This window comes from Agrococcus sediminis (assembly GCF_007923295.1).
GTDB lineage: Bacteria > Actinomycetota > Actinomycetes > Actinomycetales > Microbacteriaceae > Agrococcus > Agrococcus sediminis.
This window is the reverse complement of the sequence record NZ_VOIR01000013.1, coordinates 134,045-157,097: the sequence shown is the minus strand read 5'-3', so window position 1 is coordinate 157,097 and position 23,053 is coordinate 134,045. Positions and strand designations below refer to the sequence as shown.

The 23,053-nt window shown below is 73.2% G+C and carries 20 protein-coding genes and 1 tRNA gene; 18 read left to right on the top strand and 3 right to left on the bottom strand.

Annotated features, from left to right (window positions below; genetic code table 11):
* The first annotated feature begins 4 nt into the window (after window positions 1-4).
* The 15 genes from rpe (at window position 5) to pyk (ending at window position 16,960) form a co-directional block, all read left to right on the top strand.
* Window positions 5-676: a ribulose-phosphate 3-epimerase gene (rpe, locus tag FQ330_RS06600; protein ID WP_146356186.1), complete on the top strand. Its 672-nt coding sequence runs from the start codon at window positions 5-7 to the stop codon at window positions 674-676.
* Window positions 673-936 (top strand): phosphoribosyl-ATP diphosphatase, encoded by a 264-nt coding sequence (locus FQ330_RS06595; protein WP_128189702.1) that lies wholly within the window; start codon window positions 673-675, stop codon window positions 934-936. Before rpe ends, FQ330_RS06595 begins: the two co-directional genes overlap by 4 nt.
* A 48-nt stretch (window positions 937-984) precedes the next feature.
* Window positions 985-1,833, top strand: coding sequence for an ATP phosphoribosyltransferase (gene hisG / locus FQ330_RS06590; protein WP_128189703.1), 849 nt, complete (start codon window positions 985-987; stop codon window positions 1,831-1,833).
* A gap of 4 nt (window positions 1,834-1,837) precedes the next feature.
* Window positions 1,838-2,596 carry an imidazole glycerol phosphate synthase subunit HisF gene (hisF, locus tag FQ330_RS06585; RefSeq protein ID WP_146356184.1) on the top strand — a complete coding sequence of 253 codons (759 nt, stop codon included), beginning with the start codon at window positions 1,838-1,840 and terminating at the stop codon, window positions 2,594-2,596.
* On the top strand, window positions 2,593-2,952 hold the full coding sequence (hisI, locus tag FQ330_RS06580) for a phosphoribosyl-AMP cyclohydrolase (RefSeq protein ID WP_146356182.1): 360 nt from the start codon (window positions 2,593-2,595) through the stop codon (window positions 2,950-2,952). The genes hisF and hisI overlap by 4 nt, the downstream gene beginning before the upstream one ends.
* Window positions 2,949-4,466 carry an anthranilate synthase component I gene (locus tag FQ330_RS06575; RefSeq protein ID WP_146356180.1) on the top strand — a complete coding sequence of 506 codons (1,518 nt, stop codon included), beginning with the start codon at window positions 2,949-2,951 and terminating at the stop codon, window positions 4,464-4,466. The genes hisI and FQ330_RS06575 overlap by 4 nt, the downstream gene beginning before the upstream one ends.
* Window positions 4,463-5,038 carry a Trp biosynthesis-associated membrane protein gene (locus tag FQ330_RS06570; RefSeq protein WP_146356178.1) on the top strand — a complete coding sequence of 192 codons (576 nt, stop codon included), beginning with the start codon at window positions 4,463-4,465 and terminating at the stop codon, window positions 5,036-5,038. Before FQ330_RS06575 ends, FQ330_RS06570 begins: the two co-directional genes overlap by 4 nt.
* A 99-nt stretch (window positions 5,039-5,137) precedes the next feature.
* Window positions 5,138-5,356, top strand: a complete 219-nt coding sequence (locus FQ330_RS06565) for a DUF6704 family protein (RefSeq protein ID WP_128189717.1) — start codon at window positions 5,138-5,140, stop codon at window positions 5,354-5,356.
* A 2-nt stretch (window positions 5,357-5,358) separates the two neighbouring features.
* Entirely contained in the window at window positions 5,359-6,147 is a 789-nt protein-coding gene (gene trpC, locus FQ330_RS06560) for an indole-3-glycerol phosphate synthase TrpC (protein ID WP_318655686.1), read from the top strand.
* Window positions 6,144-7,370, top strand: coding sequence for a tryptophan synthase subunit beta (gene trpB / locus FQ330_RS06555; protein WP_146356176.1), 1,227 nt, complete (start codon window positions 6,144-6,146; stop codon window positions 7,368-7,370). Before trpC ends, trpB begins: the two co-directional genes overlap by 4 nt.
* The gene (trpA, locus tag FQ330_RS06550) at window positions 7,367-8,278 is read left to right on the top strand and encodes a tryptophan synthase subunit alpha (protein WP_146356174.1); all 912 of its coding nucleotides are present in this window, start codon (window positions 7,367-7,369) and stop codon (window positions 8,276-8,278) included. Before trpB ends, trpA begins: the two co-directional genes overlap by 4 nt.
* On the top strand, window positions 8,275-9,270 hold the full coding sequence (lgt, locus tag FQ330_RS06545) for a prolipoprotein diacylglyceryl transferase (RefSeq protein WP_146356172.1): 996 nt from the start codon (window positions 8,275-8,277) through the stop codon (window positions 9,268-9,270). Before trpA ends, lgt begins: the two co-directional genes overlap by 4 nt.
* A gap of 72 nt (window positions 9,271-9,342) precedes the next feature.
* Window positions 9,343-13,908 (top strand): glutamate synthase large subunit, encoded by a 4,566-nt coding sequence (gene gltB / locus FQ330_RS06540; RefSeq protein ID WP_404799849.1) that lies wholly within the window; start codon window positions 9,343-9,345, stop codon window positions 13,906-13,908.
* Window positions 13,901-15,355: a glutamate synthase subunit beta gene (locus tag FQ330_RS06535; RefSeq protein ID WP_146356170.1), complete on the top strand. Its 1,455-nt coding sequence runs from the start codon at window positions 13,901-13,903 to the stop codon at window positions 15,353-15,355. Before gltB ends, FQ330_RS06535 begins: the two co-directional genes overlap by 8 nt.
* 111 nt (window positions 15,356-15,466) lie before the next feature.
* On the top strand, window positions 15,467-16,960 hold the full coding sequence (gene pyk / locus FQ330_RS06530) for a pyruvate kinase (protein WP_146356168.1): 1,494 nt from the start codon (window positions 15,467-15,469) through the stop codon (window positions 16,958-16,960).
* Between the two features lie 51 nt (window positions 16,961-17,011).
* On the opposite strand, the gene FQ330_RS06525 is transcribed toward pyk, so the two are convergent.
* Window positions 17,012-17,093: transfer RNA gene (locus FQ330_RS06525), tRNA-Leu, on the bottom strand.
* 47 nt (window positions 17,094-17,140) lie between these two features.
* Here FQ330_RS06525 and FQ330_RS06520 point away from each other — a divergent pair.
* Window positions 17,141-17,782, top strand: a complete 642-nt coding sequence (locus FQ330_RS06520; protein WP_128189714.1) for an ANTAR domain-containing response regulator — start codon at window positions 17,141-17,143, stop codon at window positions 17,780-17,782.
* A 352-nt stretch (window positions 17,783-18,134) separates the two neighbouring features.
* Window positions 18,135-19,016 (top strand): endonuclease domain-containing protein, encoded by an 882-nt coding sequence (locus FQ330_RS06515; protein WP_192575863.1) that lies wholly within the window; start codon window positions 18,135-18,137, stop codon window positions 19,014-19,016.
* Window positions 19,017-19,227: 211 nt separating this feature from the next.
* Here FQ330_RS06515 and FQ330_RS06510 read toward each other — a convergent pair whose 3' ends face one another.
* Window positions 19,228-19,647, bottom strand: a complete 420-nt coding sequence (locus FQ330_RS06510; RefSeq protein WP_225792745.1) for a PaaI family thioesterase — start codon at window positions 19,645-19,647, stop codon at window positions 19,228-19,230.
* Window positions 19,648-19,737: 90 nt separating this feature from the next.
* On the opposite strand from FQ330_RS06510, the gene polA reads away from it, so the two are divergent.
* Window positions 19,738-22,359 carry a DNA polymerase I gene (polA, locus tag FQ330_RS06505; protein WP_192575873.1) on the top strand — a complete coding sequence of 874 codons (2,622 nt, stop codon included), beginning with the start codon at window positions 19,738-19,740 and terminating at the stop codon, window positions 22,357-22,359.
* Here polA and FQ330_RS06500 read toward each other — a convergent pair.
* The gene (locus tag FQ330_RS06500; protein WP_146356162.1) at window positions 22,356-22,982 is read right to left on the bottom strand and encodes a hypothetical protein; all 627 of its coding nucleotides are present in this window, start codon (window positions 22,980-22,982) and stop codon (window positions 22,356-22,358) included. The genes polA and FQ330_RS06500 overlap by 4 nt on opposite strands.
* Window positions 22,983-23,053 lie beyond the last annotated feature (71 nt).

Here is a 23,053-nt window from a genome sequence, read left to right as displayed (position 1 = left end):
GCCCATGGTCAGGATCCACCCCAGCATCCTCTCGGCCGACTTCGTCAACCTCGAGCGCGACCTCGAGCGCATCGCGAGCGCCGACGGCGTGCACCTCGACGTCATGGACGCGCACTTCGTGCCCAACCTGACGTTCGGCCTGCCCATGGTGCAGCGCATCGCCGAGGTGACGAGCCTCCCCATCGACGTGCACCTCATGATCGACGACCCCGACACGTGGGCGCTGCAGTACGCGATCGACGGCGTCGACTCGGTCACCTTCCACGCCGAGGCCACGCGCGACGCGGTCGCGCTCGCGCGGGAGCTGCGGGCGCGCGGCGCGCGGGCGGCCATCGCGCTGAAGCCCGGCACCGCCGTCGACGACGTGCTCGAGCACCTGCGCGAGTTCGACATGGTGCTCGTCATGACGGTCGAGCCCGGCTTCGGCGGGCAGTCGTTCATGCCCGAGATGATGCCGAAGCTCCAGGAGCTCCGCGGGCGCGCCGACGAGCTCGGCATCGAGCTCGCGCTGCAGGTCGACGGCGGCATCACCGCCGACACCCTGCCGATCGCCGCGGCCGCCGGCGCCGACGTCTTCGTGGCCGGCTCCGCCGTCTACGGGCACGCCGACCCGGCCGAGCGCACCCACGCCCTCCGCCTGGCCGCGGCCCCGCAGCCCGGTAGCCTGGACCGGTGAAGACCTTCGACGAGCTGTACGCCGAGCTGGAGCAGACGCTCGCCGAGCGCCGCGAGGGCTCCGGCACCGTCGCCGCCGTCGACGCGGGCGTGCACACGATCGGCAAGAAGATCGTCGAGGAGGCGGCCGAGGTCTGGATGGCCGCGGAGCACGAGACCGACGAGGACGCCGCCATCGAGATCTCGCAGCTGCTGTACCACCTGCAGGTGCTCATGCTCGCGAAGGGCATCACGCTCCAGGACGTCTACCGACATCTCTGACGCGTCGCACCCCGTTCGCAGCAGCACACGTCAGTCGTGAAGGAACCCATGCTCAAGATCGCCGTGCCCAACAAGGGCTCGCTGGCCGAGACGGCCGCCTGGATGCTCGCGGAGGCCGGCTACCGCGGCCGCCGCGACGGCAAGGAGCTCATCGTCGTCGACGCGCGCAACGAGGTGGAGTTCTTCTACCTCCGGCCGCGCGACATCGCCACCTACGTCGGCTCGGGCGCGCTCGACGTCGGCATCACCGGCCGCGACCTGCTGCTCGACTCCGGCTCCGACGCCGTCGAGGTGCAGGGCCTCGGCTTCGCGCACTCGACGTTCCGCTTCGCGGGCCCCGCGGGCCGCTTCGGCTCGGCGGCCGACCTCGCCGGCGTGCGCATCGCCTCCTCCTACACCGGGCTCGTCGAGCAGCACCTCGCCGGGCACGGGGTGCGCGCCGAGCTCGTGCGCCTCGACGGCGCCGTCGAGTCAGCCGTGCGGCTCGGGGTGGCGGATGCCGTGGCCGACGTCGTCGAGACGGGCGCGACGCTGCGCGCCCAGGGCCTCGAGGTCTTCGGCGAGCCGATCCTCTCGAGCGAGGCCGTGCTCATCTCGAACGGCGCCGGCGGCGCCGAGAAGCCGGGCATGGCGACCCTCAAGCGGCGCCTCGACGGCGTCATCGTGGCACGCGACTACGTGCTCGTCGACTACGACATCGAGCGCTCGCGCCTCGACGCGGCCATCGGCGTCGCCTCGGGCTTCGAGAGCGCGACCGTGAGCCCGCTGCACGACCCCGAGTGGGCGGCCGTGCGCGTCATGGTCCGCCGCGACGAGACCAACCACATCATGGACGCGCTCGCCGACGTCGGGGCGCGCGCGATCATCGTGACGCGCATCCACGCGGCTCGGATCTGACGCCGTGCTCGCGACCCGCGTCATCCCCTGCCTGGACGTCGCGCACGGCCGGGTGGTCAAAGGCGTGCAGTTCCAGGGCCTCACCGACCAGGGCGACCCGGTCGAGCTCGCGGCGCGCTACGCCGAGCAGGGCGCCGACGAGCTGACCTTCCTCGATGTGAAGGCGACCGTCGAGGACGCCGGCACGATGCTCGAGGTCGTCGAGCGCTGCGCCGAGCAGATCTTCATCCCCCTCACCGTCGGCGGCGGCGTGCGCAGCCGCGACGACGTCGCGCGCCTGCTCGCGCACGGCGCCGACAAGGTGGGCGTCAACTCCGCGGCGATCCGCGACCCGGGGCTCATCGACCGCATCGTTGCCGACTTCGGCTCGCAGGTGCTCGTGCTGTCGCTCGACGTGCGGCGCGCCGCCGACCAGCCCTCGGGCTTCGAGGTGACGACGCACGGCGGCTCTCGCGGCGCGGGGCTCGACGCGCTCGCCTGGGCGCGCGAGGGCGTCGAGCGCGGCGTCGGCGAGCTGCTCGTGAACTCGATCGACGCCGACGGCACGAAGCAGGGCTTCGACCTCGAGCTGCTGCGCGCGGTGCGCGCGGTGGCGACGACCCCGGTGATCGCCTCGGGCGGCGCGGGGGAGCCGGCGCACTTCGCGCCCGCGGTCGGGGCGGGCGCCGACGCGGTGCTCGCCGCGAGCATCTTCCACAGCGGCCAGTGCACGATCGGCGAGGTCAAGGACGCGATGCGCGCGGCGGGGGTGACGGTGCGATGACGGCGACGCCTACGGACGACGGGAAGCGCATCCCGCCGTTGAAGAAGGACGCCGACGGGCTGGTGGCCGCGGTCATCCAGGACGACGCCACCGGCGACGTCCTGATGGTCGGCTACATGGACGACGAGGCGCTGCGCCGCACGGCGACCGAGGGCCGCGTGACCTTCTGGTCGCGCTCGCGCCAGGAGTACTGGCGCAAGGGCGACACCTCCGGCAACATCCAGGTGCCGCGCTCGATCGCGCTCGACTGCGACGGCGACGCCCTGCTCATCCGGGTCGACCAGACGGGGCCCGCGTGCCACACCGGCGCCCGCTCGTGCTTCTTCACGCCGATCGAGCTGGGGGAGCGGCCGTGACCGGCTCCACCGACCGGGCCGGCTTCGAGGCGCTGCTCGAGGGGCACCGGGTCGTGCCGGTCGTGCGCGAGGTCTTCCTCGACGCCGAGACGCCCGTCGGCGTCTACCGCCGGCTCGCCGCCGGTCGACCGGGCACGTTCCTGCTCGAGTCGGCGCAGCAGGGCGTCTGGAACCGCTACTCGTTCGTGGGCGTCGAGTCCTTCGGCACGCTCACGGCCGACGGCGACCGCGTCGAGTGGCGCTCCGACCGCGTCAGCCGCGAGCGCCTGCTCGGCGACGACGCGCCGCGCACCGGCCTCGAGACCGTCGAGCACGTGCTGCGCCGCTGGGCGACGCCGCGCATCGACGGCCTCCCGCGGCTCACGAGCGGCCTCATCGGCCACATCGGCTGGGAGGCGGTGCGCGAGCTCGAGCGCCTGCCGCAGCCGCCCGCGCGCGAGGTCGACGTGCCGGCGATCGCGATGTCGCTCGCCGCCTCGCTCGTGGTGCTCGACCACCGCACGGGCGCCGCGCACCTCGTCGCGAACGTGCTGAACGACGGGCACGAGGGCGCGGATGCGCTGTGGCGCGACGCGCAGGACCGGCTCGACGCGCTCGAGGCCGGCCTGCAGCGCGACGCACCCGGTTCGGTCGCGGCCCTCGACCGCGGCGCCGCCCCCGACGCGCGGGCACGGGTCGCAGCCGACGCGTTCCGCGCCATGGTCGAGACGTCGAAGCGGCACATCGTCGACGGCGACGTCTTCCAGGTGGTGCTCTCGGCGCGCTTCGACCTCGAGACCGACGCCGAGCCGCTCGAGGTGTACCGCGTGCTGCGCATGCTGAACCCATCGCCGTACCTGTACCTGCTCTCGCTCGAGGACGCCGACGGCGGCGCCTACGCCGTCGTCGGGTCGAGCCCCGAGGCGCTCGTGACCGTGCACGACGGCAGCGCCACGATGCATCCGATCGCCGGCAGCCGTCCGCGCGGCGACGACGCGGTCGCCGACCGCGCGCTCGCCGACGAGCTGCTCGCCGACCCGAAGGAGCGCAGCGAGCACGTGATGCTCGTCGACCTCGCCCGCAACGACCTCGCGAAGGTCTGCGCGCCGGGCACCGTCGCGGTGACCGAGCTCATGGCGATCGAGCGCTTCAGCCACATCATGCACATCGTCTCGACCGTCGAGGGCCGGATGCGCGAGGACGCGACCGCGGTCGACGCCTTCCGCGCGACGTTCCCGGCCGGCACGCTGTCGGGCGCGCCAAAGCCGCGGGCGCTCGAGCTGATCGACGAGCTCGAGCCCGCGCAGCGCGGCGTCTACGGCGGCGTGGTCGGCTGGCTCGACCTCGCGGGCGACGCCGACCTCGCGATCGCGATCCGCACGGTCACGATGCGCGACGGCGTCGCGCACGTGCAGTCGGGCGCGGGGCTCGTCGCCGACAGCGACCCCGACGCCGAGCTGCAGGAGGTGCGGGCGAAGGCCGCGGCGCCCCTGCGCGCGGTGGCGGTCGCCTCCACCATGCGGCACCGGCCGTGAGCGAGGCGGCGGGCGCCCGGCGCGGGCCGAGCGGCCGCGTCGTCGCGGTGCTCGCGCTGCTCGTGGCCGGCGCGCTCGGCCTGCTCGGCGCCACGCAGCCGTGGGCGACCGTCGCGCTCGTCGACGGGCGGATGCTCGCGACCGCGGGGCAGGAGATCGCCGGCGGCCTGACGATCCTGTCGCTCGCGACCGTGGCGCTCGCGCTCGTGCTGCCGCTCGCGGGTCGCGTCTGGCGCCTGGTGCTCGGAGCGCTCGCGCTCGCGCTCGGCGTACTGATGGCCGTGCACGCCGCGGGCGCGGTCGCCGGGGTCGGGCCCGCGCTCGAGGCGCTCGTCGCCGAGGCGACGGGCCTCGCCGGCACGGCGCAGCAGGCGGAGGTCGCCGAGCTCGCGACGACCGGCTGGTCGAGCGCCGCCATCGCGGGCGGCGCACTCGCCGCGCTCGCCGGCGTCTGGGTGCTGCTCACCGCGCACCGGTGGCCCGCGCGGGCCCCCCGCACCGCCCGCTACGAGCGCACCGGCTCCGGGCTCGCGTGGGACGCCATGGACGACGGCGAGGACCCGACTCGGTAGACTCGAGGCAGGCGCGCGGCGCGCGCCGAGCAGATCGACCTGAGGAGCACCGTGAGCGCACGCACCGGCATCACCGACGACCACGCAGCCGAGCTGCACATCGCCGACTACGACCCCGCGTTCGTCGACCCCGGCCACGGCAACTCGCGCGCCGCGTGGATCAGCGTCATCGTCATGCTCGTCGCGATCACCCTCGGCACGCTGTTCTTCTTCCTCGACATGCCGATGCTCGTGTGGGCGAGCGCGGGCCTGCTCGTGATCGGCGCGGTGCTGTGGCCGATCCTGACGCGGGCCGGCCACGGGCCGACGGCCCACTGAGCGTGCTCGACGCGCTCACCGCGGGCGCGCTCGAGGACGCGGCGCGACGCCGCGAGAGCCTGCCGCTCGAGCGGCTGCAGGCGATCGCCGAGCGCACGCCCGCGCCCCTCGACGCCGCCCGGATCCTCGGCACGCCGAAGGCCGACTCGCCGGGTCCCCACATCATCGCCGAGGTGAAGCGGGCGAGCCCCTCGAAGGGCCCGCTCGCCGACATCCCCGAGCCCGCATCGCTCGCCGCGCGCTACGCCGCCGGCGGCGCGAGCGCCATCAGCGTGCTCACCGAGGAGCGCCGCTTCCTCGGCTCCCTCGACGACCTCCGCGCCGTGCGCGCCGCGGTCTCGGTGCCGGTGCTGCGCAAGGACTTCATCGCCGACGAGTACCAGCTGCTCGAGGCGCGCGCGTTCGGCGCCGACCTCGTGCTGCTCATCGCCGCGTCGCTCGAGCCCGCGCGGCTGCGGCAGCTGCACCGCGAGGCCGAGGGCCTCGGCCTGTCGGTGCTCGTCGAGGTGCACGACGAGCGCGAGATCGACGCGGCCCTCGGTGCCGAGGCGCGCATCCTCGGCGTCAACACCCGCGACCTCAAGACGTTCGCGATGCACCCCGAGCGCTTCGCGGAGCTGCGCGCGCGCATCCCCGCGGGCACCGTCGCGGTCGCCGAGTCGGGCGTGCGCACCGCTGCCGACGTCGCGCGCTACCGGCAGGACGGCGCCGACGCCGTGCTCGTCGGCGAGGCACTGGTCACCGACGGCGACCCCGAGTCGCGCGTCGCGGAGTTCGGGAGGGCAGCATGAGCGCATCGCAGCAGTCCCCGTCGCTGCGGGAGCAGCACGGGCCGTGGTTCGGCGCCTACGGCGGCGTCTTCATGCCGGAGCCGCTCATGGCGGCGATCGACGAGCTGGCCGAGTGCTACGCCGAGTGCAAGGCCGACCCCGCCTTCCAGGCCGAGTTCGCGCGCCTGTCGCGCGACTACACCGGCCGCCCGTCGCTGCTCACCGACGCGACGCGGCTCAGCGAGCAGGCCGGCGCCCGCATCCTCCTCAAGCGCGAGGACCTCAACCACACCGGCAGCCACAAGATCAACAACGTGCTCGGGCAGGCGCTCGTCGCGCAGCGGCTCGGCAAGACGCGCCTGATCGCCGAGACCGGCGCCGGCCAGCACGGCGTCGCGACCGCGACGGCGGCCGCGCTGTTCGGCATGGAGTGCGTCGTCTACATGGGCGAGGTCGACACGGAGCGCCAGGCGCTCAACGTCGCCCGCATGCGGCTGCTCGGCGCCGAGGTGGTGCCGGTGAAGAGCGGCTCCCGCACGCTGAAGGACGCGATCAACGAGGGCCTGCGCGACTGGGTCGCGAACGTCGACAGCACCCACTACCTCATGGGCACCGTCGCCGGCCCGCACCCGTTCCCCGAGATGGTGCGCGACTTCCACCGCGCCATCGGCGACGAGGCGCGCGAGCAGACGATCGCCCTCACCGGCGGGCTCCCGGATGCGGTGCTCGCGTGCGTGGGCGGCGGCTCGAACGCGATGGGCATCTTCCACGCCTTCCTCGACGACGCCGACGTGCGCCTCATCGGCCTCGAGGCGGCCGGCGACGGCGCCGAGACCGCCCGCCACGCGCTCTCGATCGAGCGCGGCGCGCCGGGGCTGCTGCACGGCATGCGCACGTACCTGCTGCAGGACGACGAGGGCCAGACGCTCGAGTCGCACTCGATCTCGGCCGGCCTCGACTACCCGGGCGTCGGCCCGGAGCACGCGTGGCTGCACGACCTCGGCCGCGCCGAGTACCAGCCGGTGAGCGACACCGAGGCGATGGATGCGTTCCTCGCGCTCACGCGCGCCGAGGGCATCATCCCCGCCATCGAGTCGGCGCACGCCATCGCGGGCGCGCTGCGGCTCGCGAAGGAGCAGCCGGGCTCGACGCTGCTGGTGTCGCTGTCGGGCCGCGGCGACAAGGACGTCGCGACCGCCGGGCGCTGGTTCCACCTGCTCGACGAAGGGGCGCAGCAGCTGTGAGCCGCACCGAGGACGCCATCCGCGCGAGCGGCAGCCGCGCGCTGATCGGCTACCTGCCGGTCGGCTTCCCCGACCTCGCCACGAGCATCGAGGCGGCCGTCGCGATCGCCGAGGCCGGCTGCACGGCGATCGAGCTGGGCGTGCCCTACTCCGACCCCGGCATGGACGGCCCGGTCATCCAGGCCGCGACCCAGTCGACCCTCGAGCGCGGCTTCCGCCTCGAGGAGCTCTTCGAGGCCGTCGCGGCGATCACCGCCCGCACGAGCGCGCCGGTGCTCGTGATGACCTACTGGAACCCGGTGCTGCGCTACGGCGTCGACCGCTTCGCCGAGCGGCTCGCCGCCGCGGGCGGCGCGGGCCTCATCACGCCCGACCTCACGCCCGAGAACGGCCGCGACTGGCTCGAGGCCGCCGAGCGGCACGACCTCGACCGAGTGTTCCTCGCGGCGCCGTCCTCCTCCGACGCGCGCATCGACGCGGCCGTCGCTGGCTCGCGCGGCTTCGTCTACACCGTCTCGACCATGGGCACGACCGGTGCGCGGAACGACGTCGACCTCGCCGCGCGGGCGCTCGCCGACCGCATCGCCGCCCGCGCCGCATCCGCCGGCACCGAGGCGCTGCGGTGCGTCGGCCTGGGCATCTCGACCGCCGAGCAGGTGCGCGACGTGCTCACCTACGCCGACGGCGCGATCGTCGGCTCGGCGCTCGTGCGGGCGCTCGGCGCCGGCGGCGTGCCCGCCGTCCGCGAGCTCGCCGCCTCCCTCGCCGCCGGTACACTCGACGACGGCCCGGCCTTCGCAGGCACTCAGGCCGCCGACGCAGCGCCGGCCGCCGGCGCGCCGGCCCCCAGCACGCCGGCCCCCAGCACAGGGTCGACCCACAGCACAGAGAAGGGCGCTTCCGCGTGACACCTCTCCTCCAGAGCATCCCGAGCCCGCCGCCCGAGTGGCAGCAGGTGCCGATCGGGCAGTGGCTGTACAGCATCGGCCTGACGTTCGTGCCGGCCGGCTGGGGCATCCAGACCTACGCGCTGTGCATCCTCGCGGGCATCGTCGTCGCCGCGGTGCTCACCGGCTGGCGCCTGCGCCAGCGGGGCGTCGAGGCCGGGTACGTCATCGACATCGCCGTCTGGGCCGTGCTGCTCGGCATCGTCGCCGCGCGCGTCTTCCACGTCGTCTCGCACCCCGACGACTACTTCGGCCCCGGCCGCGACCCGCTGAGCGCCCTCTACATCTGGGAGGGCGGCATCGCGATCTTCGGCTCGCTCATCGGCGGCGCCATCGGCATCTGGATCGGCTGCCGCCAGACCGGCCTGCGGTTCACGACGTTCGTCGACGCGCTCGCGCCCGGGCTGCTGCTCGCGCAGGCCTTCGGCCGGCTCGGCAACTGGTTCAACCACGAGCTCTTCGGCCAGCCCACCGCGCTGCCGTGGGGCCTCGAGATCGAGGCGACCAACCCCGCGTTCCCCGTGGGCCTGCCCGAGGGCACGCTCTTCCACCCGACGTTCGCCTACGAGATCGTCTGGAACGTGCTCGGCGCGGCGCTGCTGCTGTGGATCGACCGCAGGCGCGACGTGCAGTGGGGCCGCCTCGTGGCGCTCTACCTCATCTGGTACGGCGTGGGCCGCTCGATGTTCGAGACGATCCGCGTCGACCCGTCCGAGCTCATCCTCGGCATCCGCACCAACGTGTGGATGGCGTTCCTCGCGATCGCGGTCGGACTCGTCGTCTGGATCGTGCAGACGCGACGCCACCCGGGCCTCGAGCCCTCGCCGTGGCAGCCAGGGCGCGAGCCGGGCACGCAGGAGGGCGTAGACTCGGATGTCTACACCGAGCTCCCCGAGTCCCGCACCCAGGACGAGGCCGAGCCCGCCGCAGATCCCGCGGTCGTCACCAGGTAGTCCTGCGCGCTCCTCGCGCGCCGCGGGCCGACGGCGTCCCGCTCCCACCGCAGCAGCAGCTGAAGGAGCACCATGCGAGCACCCAGCGAGCCCCCGTTCGGGGGAGACCGGTTCCAGGGGATGGGCGCGCCCGCGGCGACGGGCATGTACGACCCGCGCCATGAGCGCGACTCGTGCGGCCTCGCCATGGTCGCGACCACCCGCGGCACCGCCGGGCACGACATCGTCGCGCTCGCGCTCGACGCGCTGCGCAACCTCGAGCACCGCGGCGCGGTCGGCTCCGACGCGGGCACCGGCGACGGCGCCGGCATCCTGACGCAGATGCCGGATGCGTTCCTGCGGGCCTCGGTGCCGTTCCCGCTGCCCGAGGCGGGGGCGTACGCCGCCGGGCTCGCCTTCCTGCCGCTCGACGACGCCCACCGCGCGCGCGTGAAGGAGCAGCTGCAGGAGATCGCCGGCCAGGAGCGCCTGCGGGTGCTCGGCTGGCGCGAGGTGCCGACCGTGCCCGACGCGCTCGGCAAGCTCGCGCGCAGCGCGATGCCCGCGATCGAGCAGGTCTTCGTCGCGTCTGCCGGCTCGCCCGTGTCGGGCATCGAGCTCGACCGGCTCGCGTGGCGGCTGCGCAAGCGCGTCGAGCGCGAGGTGGGGGAGTACCTGCCGTCGCTGTCGAGCCGCACCATCACGTACAAGGGCATGGTGACGACGCTCCAGCTGGAGCCGTTCTACCCCGACCTGTCCGACGAGCGCTTCGAGACGAAGCTCGCGATCGTCCACTCCCGCTACTCGACCAACACGTTCCCGTCGTGGCCGCTCGCGCAGCCGCTGCGGATGATCGCGCACAACGGCGAGATCAACACGGTCGAGGGCAACCGCAACTGGATGCGCGCGCGCGAGTCGCAGCTCGCGAGCGAGCTGCTCGGCGACCTGCGGCCGCTGAAGCCGATCGTCACGCCCGGCATGAGCGACTCCGCCTCGTTCGACGAGGTGCTCGAGCTGCTCACGCTCGCCGGCCGCTCGCTCCCGCACGCGATCATGATGATGGTCCCGCAGGCGTGGGAGAACCAGCCCGACATGCCGCAGGAGCTGCGCGACTTCGCCGAGTACCACTCGCTGCTCATGGAGCCGTGGGACGGGCCGGCGGCGATCAGCTTCACCGACGGCAGCCTCGTCGGTGCGACCCTCGACCGCAACGGCCTGCGCCCCGGGCGCTGGCTCGAGACCTCCGACGGGCTGTTCGTGCTCGCCTCGGAGACCGGCGTGCTGCCGATCGAGCCGAGCCGCGTCGTGCGCCGCGGGCGCCTGCAGCCGGGCCGGCTGTTCCTCATCGACACCGAGGCGGGCCGCTTCGTGCCCGACGAGGAGGTCAAGCAGCAGCTCGCCGCGATGGAGCCGTGGGGCGAGTGGCTCGAATCGAGCCGCATCCACCTCGCCGACCTGCCCGACCGCGAGCACGTCGCGCACACCGCCGCATCCGTCACCCGCCGCCAGCGCACCTTCGGCTACACCGAGGAGGAGGTGCGGATCCTCATCGCGCCGATGGCGAAGACCGGCGCCGAGCCGCTCGGCGCGATGGGCTCCGACACCCCGATCGCCGTGCTCGCCGAGCGACCGCGGCTGCTGTTCGACTACTTCAAGCAGGCGTTCGCGCAGGTGACCAACCCGCCGCTCGACTCGCTGCGCGAGTCGATCGTGACGAGCATGTCGATGGGGCTCGGCCCCGTGCGCAACCTGCTCACGGCCACGCCCTCGCACGCGAGCCAGATCATCCTCGACTTCCCCGTGATCGACAACGACCAGCTGGCGAAGATCCGCTCGATCGACCGCACGCCGGGCTCCCGCCGCACGGTCGTCGTGAAGGGGCTCTACCGCGTCGACGACGGGCCCGAGGCGATGGAGCGGCGGCTCGAGGCGATGTGCCGAGAGGTCGACGAGGCGATCGCCGAGGGCGCGCAGTTCATCGTGCTCTCCGACCGCGACTCGACCGACCAGCTCGCGCCCATCCCGACGCTCCTCATGACGAGCGCCGTGCACCACCACCTCATCCGCGCATCCACCCGCATGCGGGCCGGCATCGTCGTCGAGGCCGGCGACGTGCGCGAGGTGCACCACGTGGCGCTGCTCATCGGCTACGGCGCGAGCGCCGTCAACCCGTACCTCGCGATGGAGACCGCCGAGCAGCTCGCCCTCACCGGCCAGCTCGGCGCCGACGTCGACACCGCGGTGCGCAACCTCATCAAGGCGCTCGGCAAGGGCGTCACGAAGATCATGTCGAAGATGGGCATCTCGACCGTCGGCTCCTACGGCGGCGCGCAGGCGTTCGAGGCGATCGGCCTCTCGCAGCAGCTCGTCGACCGCTACTTCACCGGCACCCACTCGCCGCTCGGCGGCGTCGACCTCGACGTCATCGCCGAGGAGAACCGGCTGCGGCACCGCTCCGCCTACCCGGACGAGCGCGCGCCGCTCGCCCACGAGCGCCTCGCGACCGGCGGCGAGTACCAGTGGCGCCGCGACGGCGCGCCGCACCTGTTCAACCCCGAGACGGTCTTCAAGCTGCAGCACTCGACGCGCACGGGCCGCTACGACGTGTTCCGCGAGTACACGCGGATGGTCGACGACCAGGCGACAGAGCTCAAGACGCTGCGCGGCCTCATCGGCCTCCGCACCGACGCGGCCCAGCCCATCCCGATCGACGAGGTCGAGCCGGTCTCCGAGATCGTGAAGCGCTTCTCGACCGGCGCGATGAGCTACGGCTCCATCTCGCAGGAGGCGCACGAGACGCTCGCGATCGCGATGAACCGGCTCGGCGCGAAGTCGAACACCGGCGAGGGCGGCGAGACCGAGGAGCGACTGCTCGACCCCGAGCGGCGGAGCGCCATCAAGCAGGTCGCCTCCGGCCGCTTCGGCGTGACGAGCATGTACCTCACGCACGCCGACGACATCCAGATCAAGATGGCGCAGGGCGCGAAGCCCGGCGAGGGCGGCCAGCTGCCGCCGGGCAAGGTGTACCCGTGGGTCGCCTCGACCCGGCACGCGACGCCGGGCGTGGGCCTCATCTCGCCCCCGCCGCACCACGACATCTACTCGATCGAGGACCTCAAGCAGCTCATCTTCGACCTGAAGCGCTCCAACCCGCGCTCGCGCGTGCACGTCAAGCTCGTGTCGCAGTCGGGCATCGGCGCGGTCGCGGCGGGCGTGGCGAAGGCGAAGGCGGATGTCGTGCTCGTCTCCGGCCACGACGGCGGCACGGGCGCGAGCCCGCTCAACTCGCTGAAGCACGCGGGCACCCCGTGGGAGATCGGCCTCGCCGAGACGCAGCACACGCTCATGGTCAACGGCCTGCGGGAGCGCGTCAGCGTGCAGGTCGACGGCCAGCTGAAGACCGGCCGCGATGTCATCATCGGCGCGCTGCTCGGCGCAGAGGAGTTCGGCTTCGCCACCGCCCCGCTCGTGGTCTCGGGCTGCATCATGATGCGGGTCTGTCACCTCGACACGTGCCCGGTGGGGGTCGCGACGCAGAACCCCGTGCTGCGGCAGCGCTTCACGGGCAAGCCGGAGTTCGTGGTGCAGTTCTTCGAGTTCATCGCGCAGGAGGTGCGAGAGATCCTCGCGTCGCTGGGCCTGCGCACCCTCGACGAGGCGATCGGCCGCGGCGACCTGCTGCAGGTCGACCGGGCGGTGGCGCACTGGAAGGCCGACGGGCTCGACCTCGCGCCCGTGCTCGCGCAGCCCGACGGCGCGCACGGCGCGCCCCGGCGCACGACCGCGCAGGACCACGAGCTCGACGAGCAGCTCGACAGCCGGCTGCTCGCGCAGCTCGAGCGCGCGATCGACGCGGGGGAGCGGCTCGAGCTCGACCTCGAGATCGCCAACACCGACCGCGCGGTCGGCACGATGCTCGGCAACGCCGTCACGCTGCGGGCCGGCGCGCGGGGCCTCGAGCCCGGCACCGTCGACCTGACGCTCCGCGGCTCCGCCGGCCAGTCGCTCGGCGCCTTCGTGCCGCGCGGCATCGCGCTGCGCCTCGTCGGCGACGCGAACGACTACGTCGGCAAGGGCCTCTCCGGCGGCCTCATCACCGTGCGCCCGCCCGAGGACGCGGCGCTCGTCGCCGAGGAGAACGTGATCGCCGGCAACGTCATCGGGTACGGCGCCACGAGCGGCGAGCTCTACCTCCGCGGCATCGTCGGCGAGCGGTTCCTCGTGCGCAACTCCGGTGCCACCGCCGTCTGCGAGGGCGCGGGCGACCACGCGCTCGAGTACATGACCGGCGGCACCGCGGTCATCCTGGGCTCCACCGGCCGCAACGTCGGTGCCGGCATGTCGGGCGGCGTCGCCTACGTGCTCGACCTCGACGAGCGGCTGCTCAACCAGGACTCGTTCCACCAGGGCGAGCTGCGCGTCGAGCAGCCGGGCGAGGAGGACGAGATCGAGCTGCGCGCGATCCTCGCCCGGCACGTCGAGCTGACCGGCTCGACGGTGGCGCAGGCGGTGCTCGACTCCGGCCTCGCCGGCATCTCGAAGATCGTGCCGCGCGACTGGGCGATGGTGCAGTCCATCCGCCTCGACGCGCAGGCGCAGGGGGTCGACCCCGACTCGGACAACATCTGGCGGCGGATCCTGGAGGTGACCGGTGGCTGACCCTCGTGGCTTCCTGAAGGTGACGGAGCGCGAGCTCCCGAAGAAGCGGCCCGTGCCCGTGCGCATCCTCGACTGGCGCGAGATCGGCGAGCCCGGCGACAAGGCGGTGCTGCGGCGCCAGGCGAGCCGCTGCATGGACTGCGGCGTGCCGTTCTGCCACCAGGGCTGCCCGCTCGGCAACCTCATCCCCGAGTGGAACGACCTCACGTGGCGCGGCGAGGGGCGCGCCGCGAGCGACCGGCTCCACGCGACGAACAACTTCCCCGAGCTCACCGGGCGCCTGTGCCCGGCGCCCTGCGAGTCGTCGTGCGTGCTCGGCATCAACCAGCCCGCGGTGACGATCAAGTCGATCGAGCAGACGATCGCCGACGAGGCGTTCGCGAACGGCTGGACCGAGCCGCACCCGCCCGCGCGCCTCACGGGCAAGACGGTCGCCGTGGTCGGCTCCGGCCCCGCGGGCCTCGCGGCGGCGCAGCAGCTCACGCGCGCCGGCCACACGGTCGCCGTGTACGAGCGCGACGACCGCATCGGCGGCCTGCTGCGCTACGGCATCCCCGACTTCAAGCTCGAGAAGCGCACGCTCGAGGCGCGGCTCGCCCAGATGCAGGCCGAGGGCACGCGCTTCCGCGCGGGCGTCGAGATCGGCCGCGACATCACGTGGGAGCAGCTGCGCGACCGCTTCGACGCGATCGTCGTCGCCACGGGCGCCCCCGTCGCCCGCGAGCTGCCCATCCCCGGGCGCGAGCTCGACGGCGTGCACCTCGCGATGGACTACCTGGTGCACCAGAACCGCGCGGTCGCCGGCACCGTCCCCGCCAACCAGATCACCGCGACGGCCAAGCACGTCGTCGTCCTCGGCGGCGGCGACACCGGCGCCGACTGCATCGGCACCGCGCACCGGCAGGGCGCGCTGTCGGTGACGAACCTCGCGATCGGCGTGCAGCCGCCGAGCGAGCGCCCCGAGCACCAGCCGTGGCCCGTGCATCCGACGCTCTTCGAGGAGCAGTCGAGCCACGAGGAGGGCGGCGAGCGCAGCTACCTCGTCTCGACCGTCGAGTTCCTCGCGAACGCCGCGGGCGAGGTGCGCGCCCTCAAGGTCGCAGACACCGAGATCGTCGACGGCACGCGCCGCCCGAAGGCCGGCACCGAGCGCGAGATCCCCGCTGACCTCGTGCTGCTCGCGCTCGGCTTCACGGGGGCGGATGCGTCGATCGGCGAGGCGCTCGAGGTCCCGTTCGAGCGCGGCGTGCCGCAGCGCGGCGCCGACTTCGCGACCGGCACGCCGGGCGTCTTCGTCGCCGGCGACGCCGGCCGCGGCGCCTCGCTCATCGTGTGGGCGATCGCCGAGGGCCGCGCCGCCGCCGCCTCGGTCGACGCCTACCTCGAGGGCGAGACGGCGCTGCCGTCGCCCGTGCGCGCGACCGACCGCCCCTTCGCGGCAGTGTGACCCGCGCCGTGCCGAGCCGCCCGTGTGGCGCGCTCGGCGCGGCGACCTGGGAGTATGGAGACGTCCGCGCCGATCCCACCCAGGCGGCGCGCCGATGAAAGCGAGCTGACGATGAGAAGAGCCAAGATCGTCGCGACGTTCGGCCCGGCACTGGCCGGCTATGAGCAGACGAAGGCCGCGATCGCGGCCGGCGTCAACGTCGCGCGCATGAACCTGAGCCACGGAGACCACACCGTCCACGAGGGGGTGTACGCCGACATCCGCAGGGCGAGCGACGAGCTGGGGATCCCGGTCGGCATCCTCGTCGACCTGCAGGGGCCGAAGATCCGCCTCGGCAAGATCCCCGGCGGCCCGTACGACCTCGCCGAGGGCGACCGGTTCACGATCACCACCGACGAGGTCGAGGGCGACGGCCAGCGCGCCGGCACCACGTTCACGGGCCTTCCGGCCGACGTGCAGCCGGGCGACCCGCTGCTGATCGACGACGGCCGCATCGTGCTGCGCGCGGTCGAGGTCACCGACAACGACGTCGTCACCGAGGTCGTCGTCGGCGGGCCGGTGAGCTCGAACAAGGGCATCAACCTGCCCGGCGTCGCGGTCAACGTGCCGGCGCTGAGCGAGAAGGACGAGGACGACCTGCGCTGGGCGCTGCAGCTGGGCGCCGACATCATCGCCCTCTCCTTCGTGCGCGACGCGAAGGACATCGAGCGCGTGCACGAGATCATGGCGGAGGAGGGCAGGAAGCTGCCCGTCGTCGCGAAGATCGAGAAGCCGCAGGCGGTCGAGAACCTCGCCGACATCATCGACGCGTTCGACGCGATCATGGTCGCCCGCGGCGACCTCGGCGTCGAGCTGCCGCTCGAGCAGGTGCCGCTCGTGCAGAAGCGCGCGGTCGAGCTGGCCCGCCGCTGGGCGAAGCCGGTCATCGTCGCCACCCAGGTGCTCGAGTCGATGATCGAGAGCCCCCGCCCGACGCGCGCCGAGGCGAGCGACTGCGCCAACGCGATCCTCGACGGCGCGGATGCGGTGATGCTGTCGGGCGAGACGAGCGTGGGCAAGCACCCGATCGTCACGATCAAGACGATGGCGCGCATCATCGAGGCGACCGAGGAGGACGGCCTCGGCCGCATCCCCCCGCTCGGCACGAAGCCGCGCACGCAGGGCGGCGCGATCACGCTCGCCGCGCTCGAGGTCGCGGAGTTCGTCGAGGCGAAGGCGATCGTCGTCTTCACCGAGTCGGGCGACTCGGCGCGCCGCATGTCGCGCCTGCGCACCTCGATCCCGATGTTCGGCTTCACGCCCGACCCCGAGATCGAGTCGCGCATGCAGATGATCTGGGGCATGCAGACGCACCTGGTCGACCGCGTGACGCACACCGACGAGATGATCGCGCAGGTCGACGACGTGCTCATCGGCAAGCGCCTCGCGCAGGTCGGCGACAAGGTCGTGGTGATCTCGGGCATGCCGCCCGGCACCTCCGGCTCGACGAACGACCTGCGCATCCACCGGGTCGGCGACGTGCACGCCGACGCCGTGCCGGCGTACCACGGCAAGCGCCGCATCGAGGTCGTGCACCAGTCGGTGCCGCACCCCGCGGAGGCATAGCCGCCTGCACCTCGCGAAGCCCGGCCGGTCCAGTGGACCTGCCGGGCTTCGTGCCGGTGGTGGGACTCGAACCCACACTCCTCGCGGAAGCGCAGTTTGAGTGCGCCGCGTCTGCCTGTTCCGCCACACCGGCGAGAGCCGGGGCATCTGCCCGGTCGGCCGAACACTAGGCTAGTGCTCATGACCGACGACCTCTTCGCCGAGCCCCAGATCGACGCGGCTGCCGCACCGACCGCATCCTCCGCACGCCGGGTGCTCGTCGCCGAGGACGAGTCGCTCATCCGCCTCGACATCGTCGAGACGCTGCAGGCCGCCGGCTTCGAGGTCGTCGGCGAGGCCGGCGACGGCGAGCGCGCCGTCGAGCTCGCCACCGAGCTCGAGCCCGACCTCGTCGTCATGGACGTGAAGATGCCGAAGATGGACGGCATCACCGCCGCCGAGCGCATCGGCGCCGCGAAGATCGCGCCCGTCGTGCTGCTCACCGCCTTCAGCCAGAAGGAGCTCGTCGAGCGCGCAGGCGAGGCCGGGGCGCTCGCCTACGTCGTGAAGCCGTTCACGCAGAACGACCTGCTGCCGGCGATCGAGATCGCGCTCGCGCGCTGGGACCAGATCCGCGCGCTCGAGGCCGAGGTGACCGACCTCTCCGACCGGTTCGAGACCCGCAAGCTCGTCGACCGCGCGAAGGGCCTGCTCAACCAGCGCATGGGCCTGGCCGAGCCGGAGGCGTTCCGCTGGATCCAGAAGGCGTCGATGGACCGCCGCCTGACGATGGCCGAGGTCGCCCAGGCCGTCATCGAGCAGCTCGGCACCCCCAAGAAGTAGCCGCCCGCCGCCGGCGCCCTCCCCGCGGCGCCCGCCCCCGTGTGAGTGGCGCCTCGCGCGATCGAGTGGCGCCCCGCACGACCGATTGGCGCCCCGCGTGATCGAGTGGCGCCGCGCGCGATCGAGTGGCGCCTCGCGCGATCGAGTGGCGCCTCGCGCGATCGAGTGGCGCCTCGCGCGATCGAGTGGCGCCTTGCGCGATCGAGTGGCGCCTTGCGAGATCGAGTGGCGCCTTGCGAGATCGAGTGGCGCCGCCTGCGATCGCGCGGCGCCCCGACGCCACCGCATCCGTTCTCCACAGCCGGACCGTCCGGGGCCGCAACGGATGCTCGACGGCGTCACCATGCGAGCCATGGACACCCCTCACGGCTTCACCGTCCGTACCGGCCTCGAGCGCGGCTACTCCGCGGCGGAGCTCCGGTCGATGGCCTTCACCGCACCCGCGCGCGGCGTCCGCATCACCGCGGCGATCGGCGACGAGGGCCGCGCGCTGCTCGAGGCCGTGCGCGCGCTCGCACAGGACGACCAGTTCTTCTCGCACACCACCGCCGCACGCATCCACGGGATGCCGCTCCCAGGTCGCTTCGAGCAGGAGGCGCGGGTGCACCTCGCCTCGCCCACGGGACGCGCCCGGATGCACCGGCCCGGCGTCGTCGGCCATCGGCTGAAGTCGGCGACGACGGAGGTCGACGGGATGCGCGTGGAGGCTCGAGCCGATGCCTTCGTCCACCTCGCGACGCTCCTGACCGTCGAAGAGCTCGTCGCCGTCGGCGACTGGCTGGTGTCGCGGAAGCGGCGCGAGGCGATGGCGCTCGAGGAGCTCACGGAGGCGCTGCGCAGATATGCCGGCGCGCGCGGCTTGAACCGCGCACGACGCGCGCTCGCGCTCGTGCGCGTCGGCGCGGAGTCGCCGCGGGAGTCGCTGGTGCGGCTGCTGATCCTCCGAGCGCTGCCGGAGCCGGTGCTCCAGCACGAGGTCCTCGATGCTGCAGGCTGCTTCGTGGCGCGCCTCGACCTCAGCTGGCCGCACCTGCGGCTCGGCGTCGAGTACGACGGGGAGCACCACGAGGATCCGGAGCAGCGAGCCCGCGATGCCGTCCGGCTCGCGAGGCTGCGCGCGGAGGGCTGGTGCATCATCACGGTCACCCGCGACGACCTGGCCGACGGCGGAGAGGCGCTGCTGCGCACGATCGTCGCTGCGCACCGGCGGTACTCCTCCTGGGAGGCGGCCTGATCGCGGCGAGCCGGCACTCGATCGCGGGAGGCGCTACTCGATCGCGGGAGCCGCCACTCGATCGCCGGAGCACTCGATGACGGGAGGCGCCTCTCGATCGCGGGAGTCGCCACTCGATCGCGGGAGGCGCCACTCGAGCGCGGGAGGCGCCACTCGAGCGCGGGAGGCGCCACTCAGTCGCGGGAGGCGCCACTCGAGGGGCCGGGCGCGGTCAGCGGTCCTTCACGAAGTTCGTGATGCGGATCGTCGAGGCGCGCCTGCCCTCGTCGTCGCGGCAGACGATCTCGTGCACGGTCATCGACCGGCCGAGGTGCAGCGCGGTGCACTCCGCCGTCACCCAGCCGCTCGTGATCGAGCGGGTGTGCGTCGCGTTGAGGTCGACGCCCACGGCGTACCGGCCGGGGCCGGCGTGGATGTTGGCGCTCACGGAGCCGAGCGTCTCGGCGATCACGCAGTAGGCGCCGCCGTGCACGAAGCCGACCGGCTGGCGGTTGCCCTCGGCCGGCATCCGCGCGACCGAGCGCTCGGCCGACAGCTCGAGGAACTCGATGCCCATGCGCTCCGCGAGCTCGCCGCCCGGCCTGCCCTCGCGCTCCTGCAGCAGTCGCTGCGCGGCCTCGTCGGGCTGGATGGGCTGGGTCACGCGGGTCTCCTGTGCTCGGCGGCCGTGTCGGTGACGCGGGCTAGGCTGACTGCCGTGTCGGACACGAAGCCTACCCTCATGGTCATCGACGGCCACTCGCTCGCGTTCCGGGCGTTCTTCGCCCTCCCGCTCGAGAACTTCGTCAACTCGGAGGGGCAGCACACCAACGCCATCCACGGGTTCCTGTCGATGCTGCTCAAGCTGCTGCAAGACCACAGGCCGACGCACCTCGCGGTCGCGTTCGACATCTCGCGCTTCTCGTTCCGCACCCGCGAGTACGCCGAGTACAAGGGCACGCGCGACGAGACGCCCAAGGAGTTCAAGGGCCAGGTGCCGCTGCTCGAGCAGGCGCTGCACGCGATGGGCGTGCGCACCCTCTCGAAGGAGGACTACGAAGCCGACGACATCCTCGCGACGCTCTCGGTGCAGGGCGCGCAGGCCGGCATGCGCGTCTTCGTGGTCTCGGGCGACCGCGACACGATCCAGCTCGTCGACGACGACGTGACGCTGCTCTACCCGTCGGTGCGCGGCGTCTCCGAGCTGAAGCACTACACGCCCGAGTCGGTGCGCGAGCGCTACGGCATCGAGCCCGCGCAGTACCCCGAGATCGCGGCGCTCGTGGGCGAGACGAGCGACAACCTCATCGGGATCGACAAGGTCGGCGAGAAGACGGCCGTCAAGTGGATTACGCAGTACGGCACGGTCGAGAACCTGCTCGCGCACGCCGACGAGATCAAGGGCGTCGTCGGCAACAACCTCCGCGAGCAGCGCGATCGCGCGGAGCGCAACCGCCGCCTCAACCAGCTGCTCACCGACGTCGAGCTGGGCGTCAGCCTCGACGAGCTCACGCGCGGGCAGGTCGACGAGGCGAAGCTCCGCGACGTCTTCCAGCGCCTGCAGTTCCGCACGCTGCTCGACCGCGTGCTCAAGCAGGAGGGCAGCGGCGAGTCGGCCGCGGCGCTCGAGCCGCAGGTGCAGGCGCCCGCGGTGCAGAAGCTCGTCGACGAGGAGCTCGACCTGTGGCTCGCGCGCGCGGCCGGCACGGTCGCCGTGTCGATCGCCGGCGACGGCGCGGGCGGCATCGCCGGCTTCGGCGTCGCGACCGAGGGCGCGAGCGCGTACGTGCCGTACAAGGCGGGCACGGCCGACTACGACGGATTCGCGGCCTGGCTCGCGTCGGACGCCCCGAAGGCGCTCCACGACGTGAAGGCCTCGATCAAGCTCCTCGAGCGCGCAGGGCTGTCGCTCGGCGGCGCCGCGCACGACACGCGCGTGGCCGCCTGGCTCGCGACGCCGACCGCCCCGCCGAAGACCTTCGAGCTCGACTGGCAGACCGAGGCGCTGCTCGGGGCGACGCTCCCGGCGCCCGACCCGAACCAGCTGGTGCCCGAGATCGAGCCGGAGGAGCTCGGCACCGTCGCGTGGCTCACGGGCGAGGTGGCGCGCGCGCAGCGGCCGCGGCTCGACCCGGGCACGCTCGGCGTGCTCGACGACATCGAGCTGCCGCTCATGCCCGCCCTCGTGCGCATGGAGCAGCAGGGCGTGCAGATGGACCGCGCGGTGCTGCAGCGCATCCTCGACAGCATGCGCGAGCAGGCGGCCGGCCACGCCGAGGCCGCCTATGCCGAGATCGGCCACGAGGTCAACCTCGGCAGCCCGAAGCAGCTGCAGGCCGTGCTCTTCGAGGAGCTCGACATGCCCAAGACGCGCGCGACGAAGACGGGCTACTCGACCGACGCGCAGGCGCTCGCCGACCTGCAGGAGACCAACCCGCACCCGTTCCTGGGGCTCCTCCTGCAGCACCGCGAGACGACGAAGCTCGCGCAGATCATCGAGACGCTGCTGCGGGCGATCCAGGACGACGGGCGCATCCGCACCCGGTACGACCAGACCGGCTCCGCATCCGGCCGCCTGTCCTCGAACGACCCGAACCTGCAGAACATCCCGGTGCGCACCGAGGTGAGCCGCGAGATCCGCTCGGCCTTCGTACACGGGCCGGAGTTCGAGACGATGCTCACCGCCGACTACTCGCAGATCGAGATGCGCATCATGGCGCACCTCTCCGGCGACGAGGGGCTCATCGAGGCGTTCCTGTCCGGCGAGGACCTGCACCGCTTCGTCGGCAGCCGCATCTTCGGCGTCGACCCCAGCGAGGTCACCGCGCTGCAGCGCGTGAAGGTCAAGGCGATGAGCTACGGCCTCGCCTACGGGCTGAGCGCCTTCGGGCTGTCGAAGCAGCTGCGCATCTCGCAGGCCGAGGCGAAGCAGCTGATGCTCGACTACTTCCAGCGCTTCGGCGGCATCCGTGACTACCTGCGCGGCGTGGTCATGCAGGCGAAGGACGACGGCTATACGACGACGATCTTCGGCCGCCGCCGACCGTTCCCCGACCTCACCTCCTCCAACCGCGTGCTGCGCGAGAACGCCGAGCGGCAGGCGCTCAACTCGCCGATCCAGGGCTCCGCCGCCGACATCATCAAGCGGGCCATGATCGCGATCGACCGGCGCATCATCGACGAGGGGCTCGGCTCGCGCATGCTGCTGCAGGTGCACGACGAGCTCGTGTTCGAGGTGGCGACGGGGGAGCGCGAGGCGCTCGAGGCCATCGTGCGGGCCGAGATGGGCGGTGCCGCTGAGCTGTCGGTGCCGCTCGAGGTGCAGGTCGGGGTCGGGCCGAACTGGGACGCGGCCGCGCACTAGCGCGGAGGTCGGCCGCGCGGCCGGAGGGCGGTCGCGGTGCCGATGATGCCGCACAGCAGCAGGCCGGCGACGAGCACCGTCGTCCACACGCCGCGCGGCGTCGTGAGCGCGTGGCTGCCGCCGCCGATGAGGGGCACGGTGGCCGCGACGCCGACGACGAGCAGCAGCGCGGTCACGAGGCACGCGACGCGCACCGCCCGCGGGCCGATGGAGCCGAGCGCGAAGCCGCCGAGCACGAGCGCGGCGGCGACGCCGATCGCCCCGCCGCCCAGGCCCTGCGTGAGCAGGCTCTCGAGCGCCCCGGGCCGGAGCAAGGGCAGCACCGCGAACGCGAGGGGCCCGAGCCCGAGCAGCCACGCGCGCTCCGCACTGCGGGTGTGGAGCGCAGGCGCGAGCCCGATGCACGCGCCGGCGATCGCCCCCGGCAGCAGGATCGCGCCGACTGTCCACCACGTGAAGACGGAGGTCGTGCCGACGAGCTCGACCATGTAGGCCCGGAGCGAGGCTGCCCAGGTGAGCCCGACGAGCGCGCCGACCGCCGTCGCGCCGAGCTGGTGCGCGACGCCGTGCGAGCGCCTGCGCCCGGTCGATGCCGAGGCGTCGACGCCATCGGTCGTCTGCATGGGCGGCTCCCAACGGCTGCGCGGCGCTCCGCAGCGCGTGCTCCTGCGGCTCGCACGATCCTCCGCCGGAC

Excerpts from the sequence above, each read along its gene's own strand:
- FQ330_RS06515 (WP_192575863.1), top strand. The coding sequence starts at position 18,135 with ATGGACACCCCTCACGGCTTCACCGTCCGTACCGGCCTCGAGCGCGGC.
- rpe (WP_146356186.1), top strand. The coding sequence starts at position 5 with ATGGTCAGGATCCACCCCAGCATCCTCTCGGCCGACTTCGTCAACCTC.
- FQ330_RS06520 (WP_128189714.1), top strand. The coding sequence starts at position 17,141 with ATGACCGACGACCTCTTCGCCGAGCCCCAGATCGACGCGGCTGCCGCA.
- polA (WP_192575873.1), top strand. The coding sequence starts at position 19,738 with ATGGTCATCGACGGCCACTCGCTCGCGTTCCGGGCGTTCTTCGCCCTC.
- gltB (WP_404799849.1), top strand. The coding sequence starts at position 9,343 with ATGCGAGCACCCAGCGAGCCCCCGTTCGGGGGAGACCGGTTCCAGGGG.
- FQ330_RS06500 (WP_146356162.1), bottom strand. The coding sequence starts at position 22,982 with ATGCAGACGACCGATGGCGTCGACGCCTCGGCATCGACCGGGCGCAGG.
- hisG (WP_128189703.1), top strand. The coding sequence starts at position 985 with ATGCTCAAGATCGCCGTGCCCAACAAGGGCTCGCTGGCCGAGACGGCC.
- pyk (WP_146356168.1), top strand. The coding sequence starts at position 15,467 with ATGAGAAGAGCCAAGATCGTCGCGACGTTCGGCCCGGCACTGGCCGGC.
- trpB (WP_146356176.1), top strand. The coding sequence starts at position 6,144 with ATGAGCGCATCGCAGCAGTCCCCGTCGCTGCGGGAGCAGCACGGGCCG.
- hisI (WP_146356182.1), top strand. The coding sequence starts at position 2,593 with ATGACGGCGACGCCTACGGACGACGGGAAGCGCATCCCGCCGTTGAAG.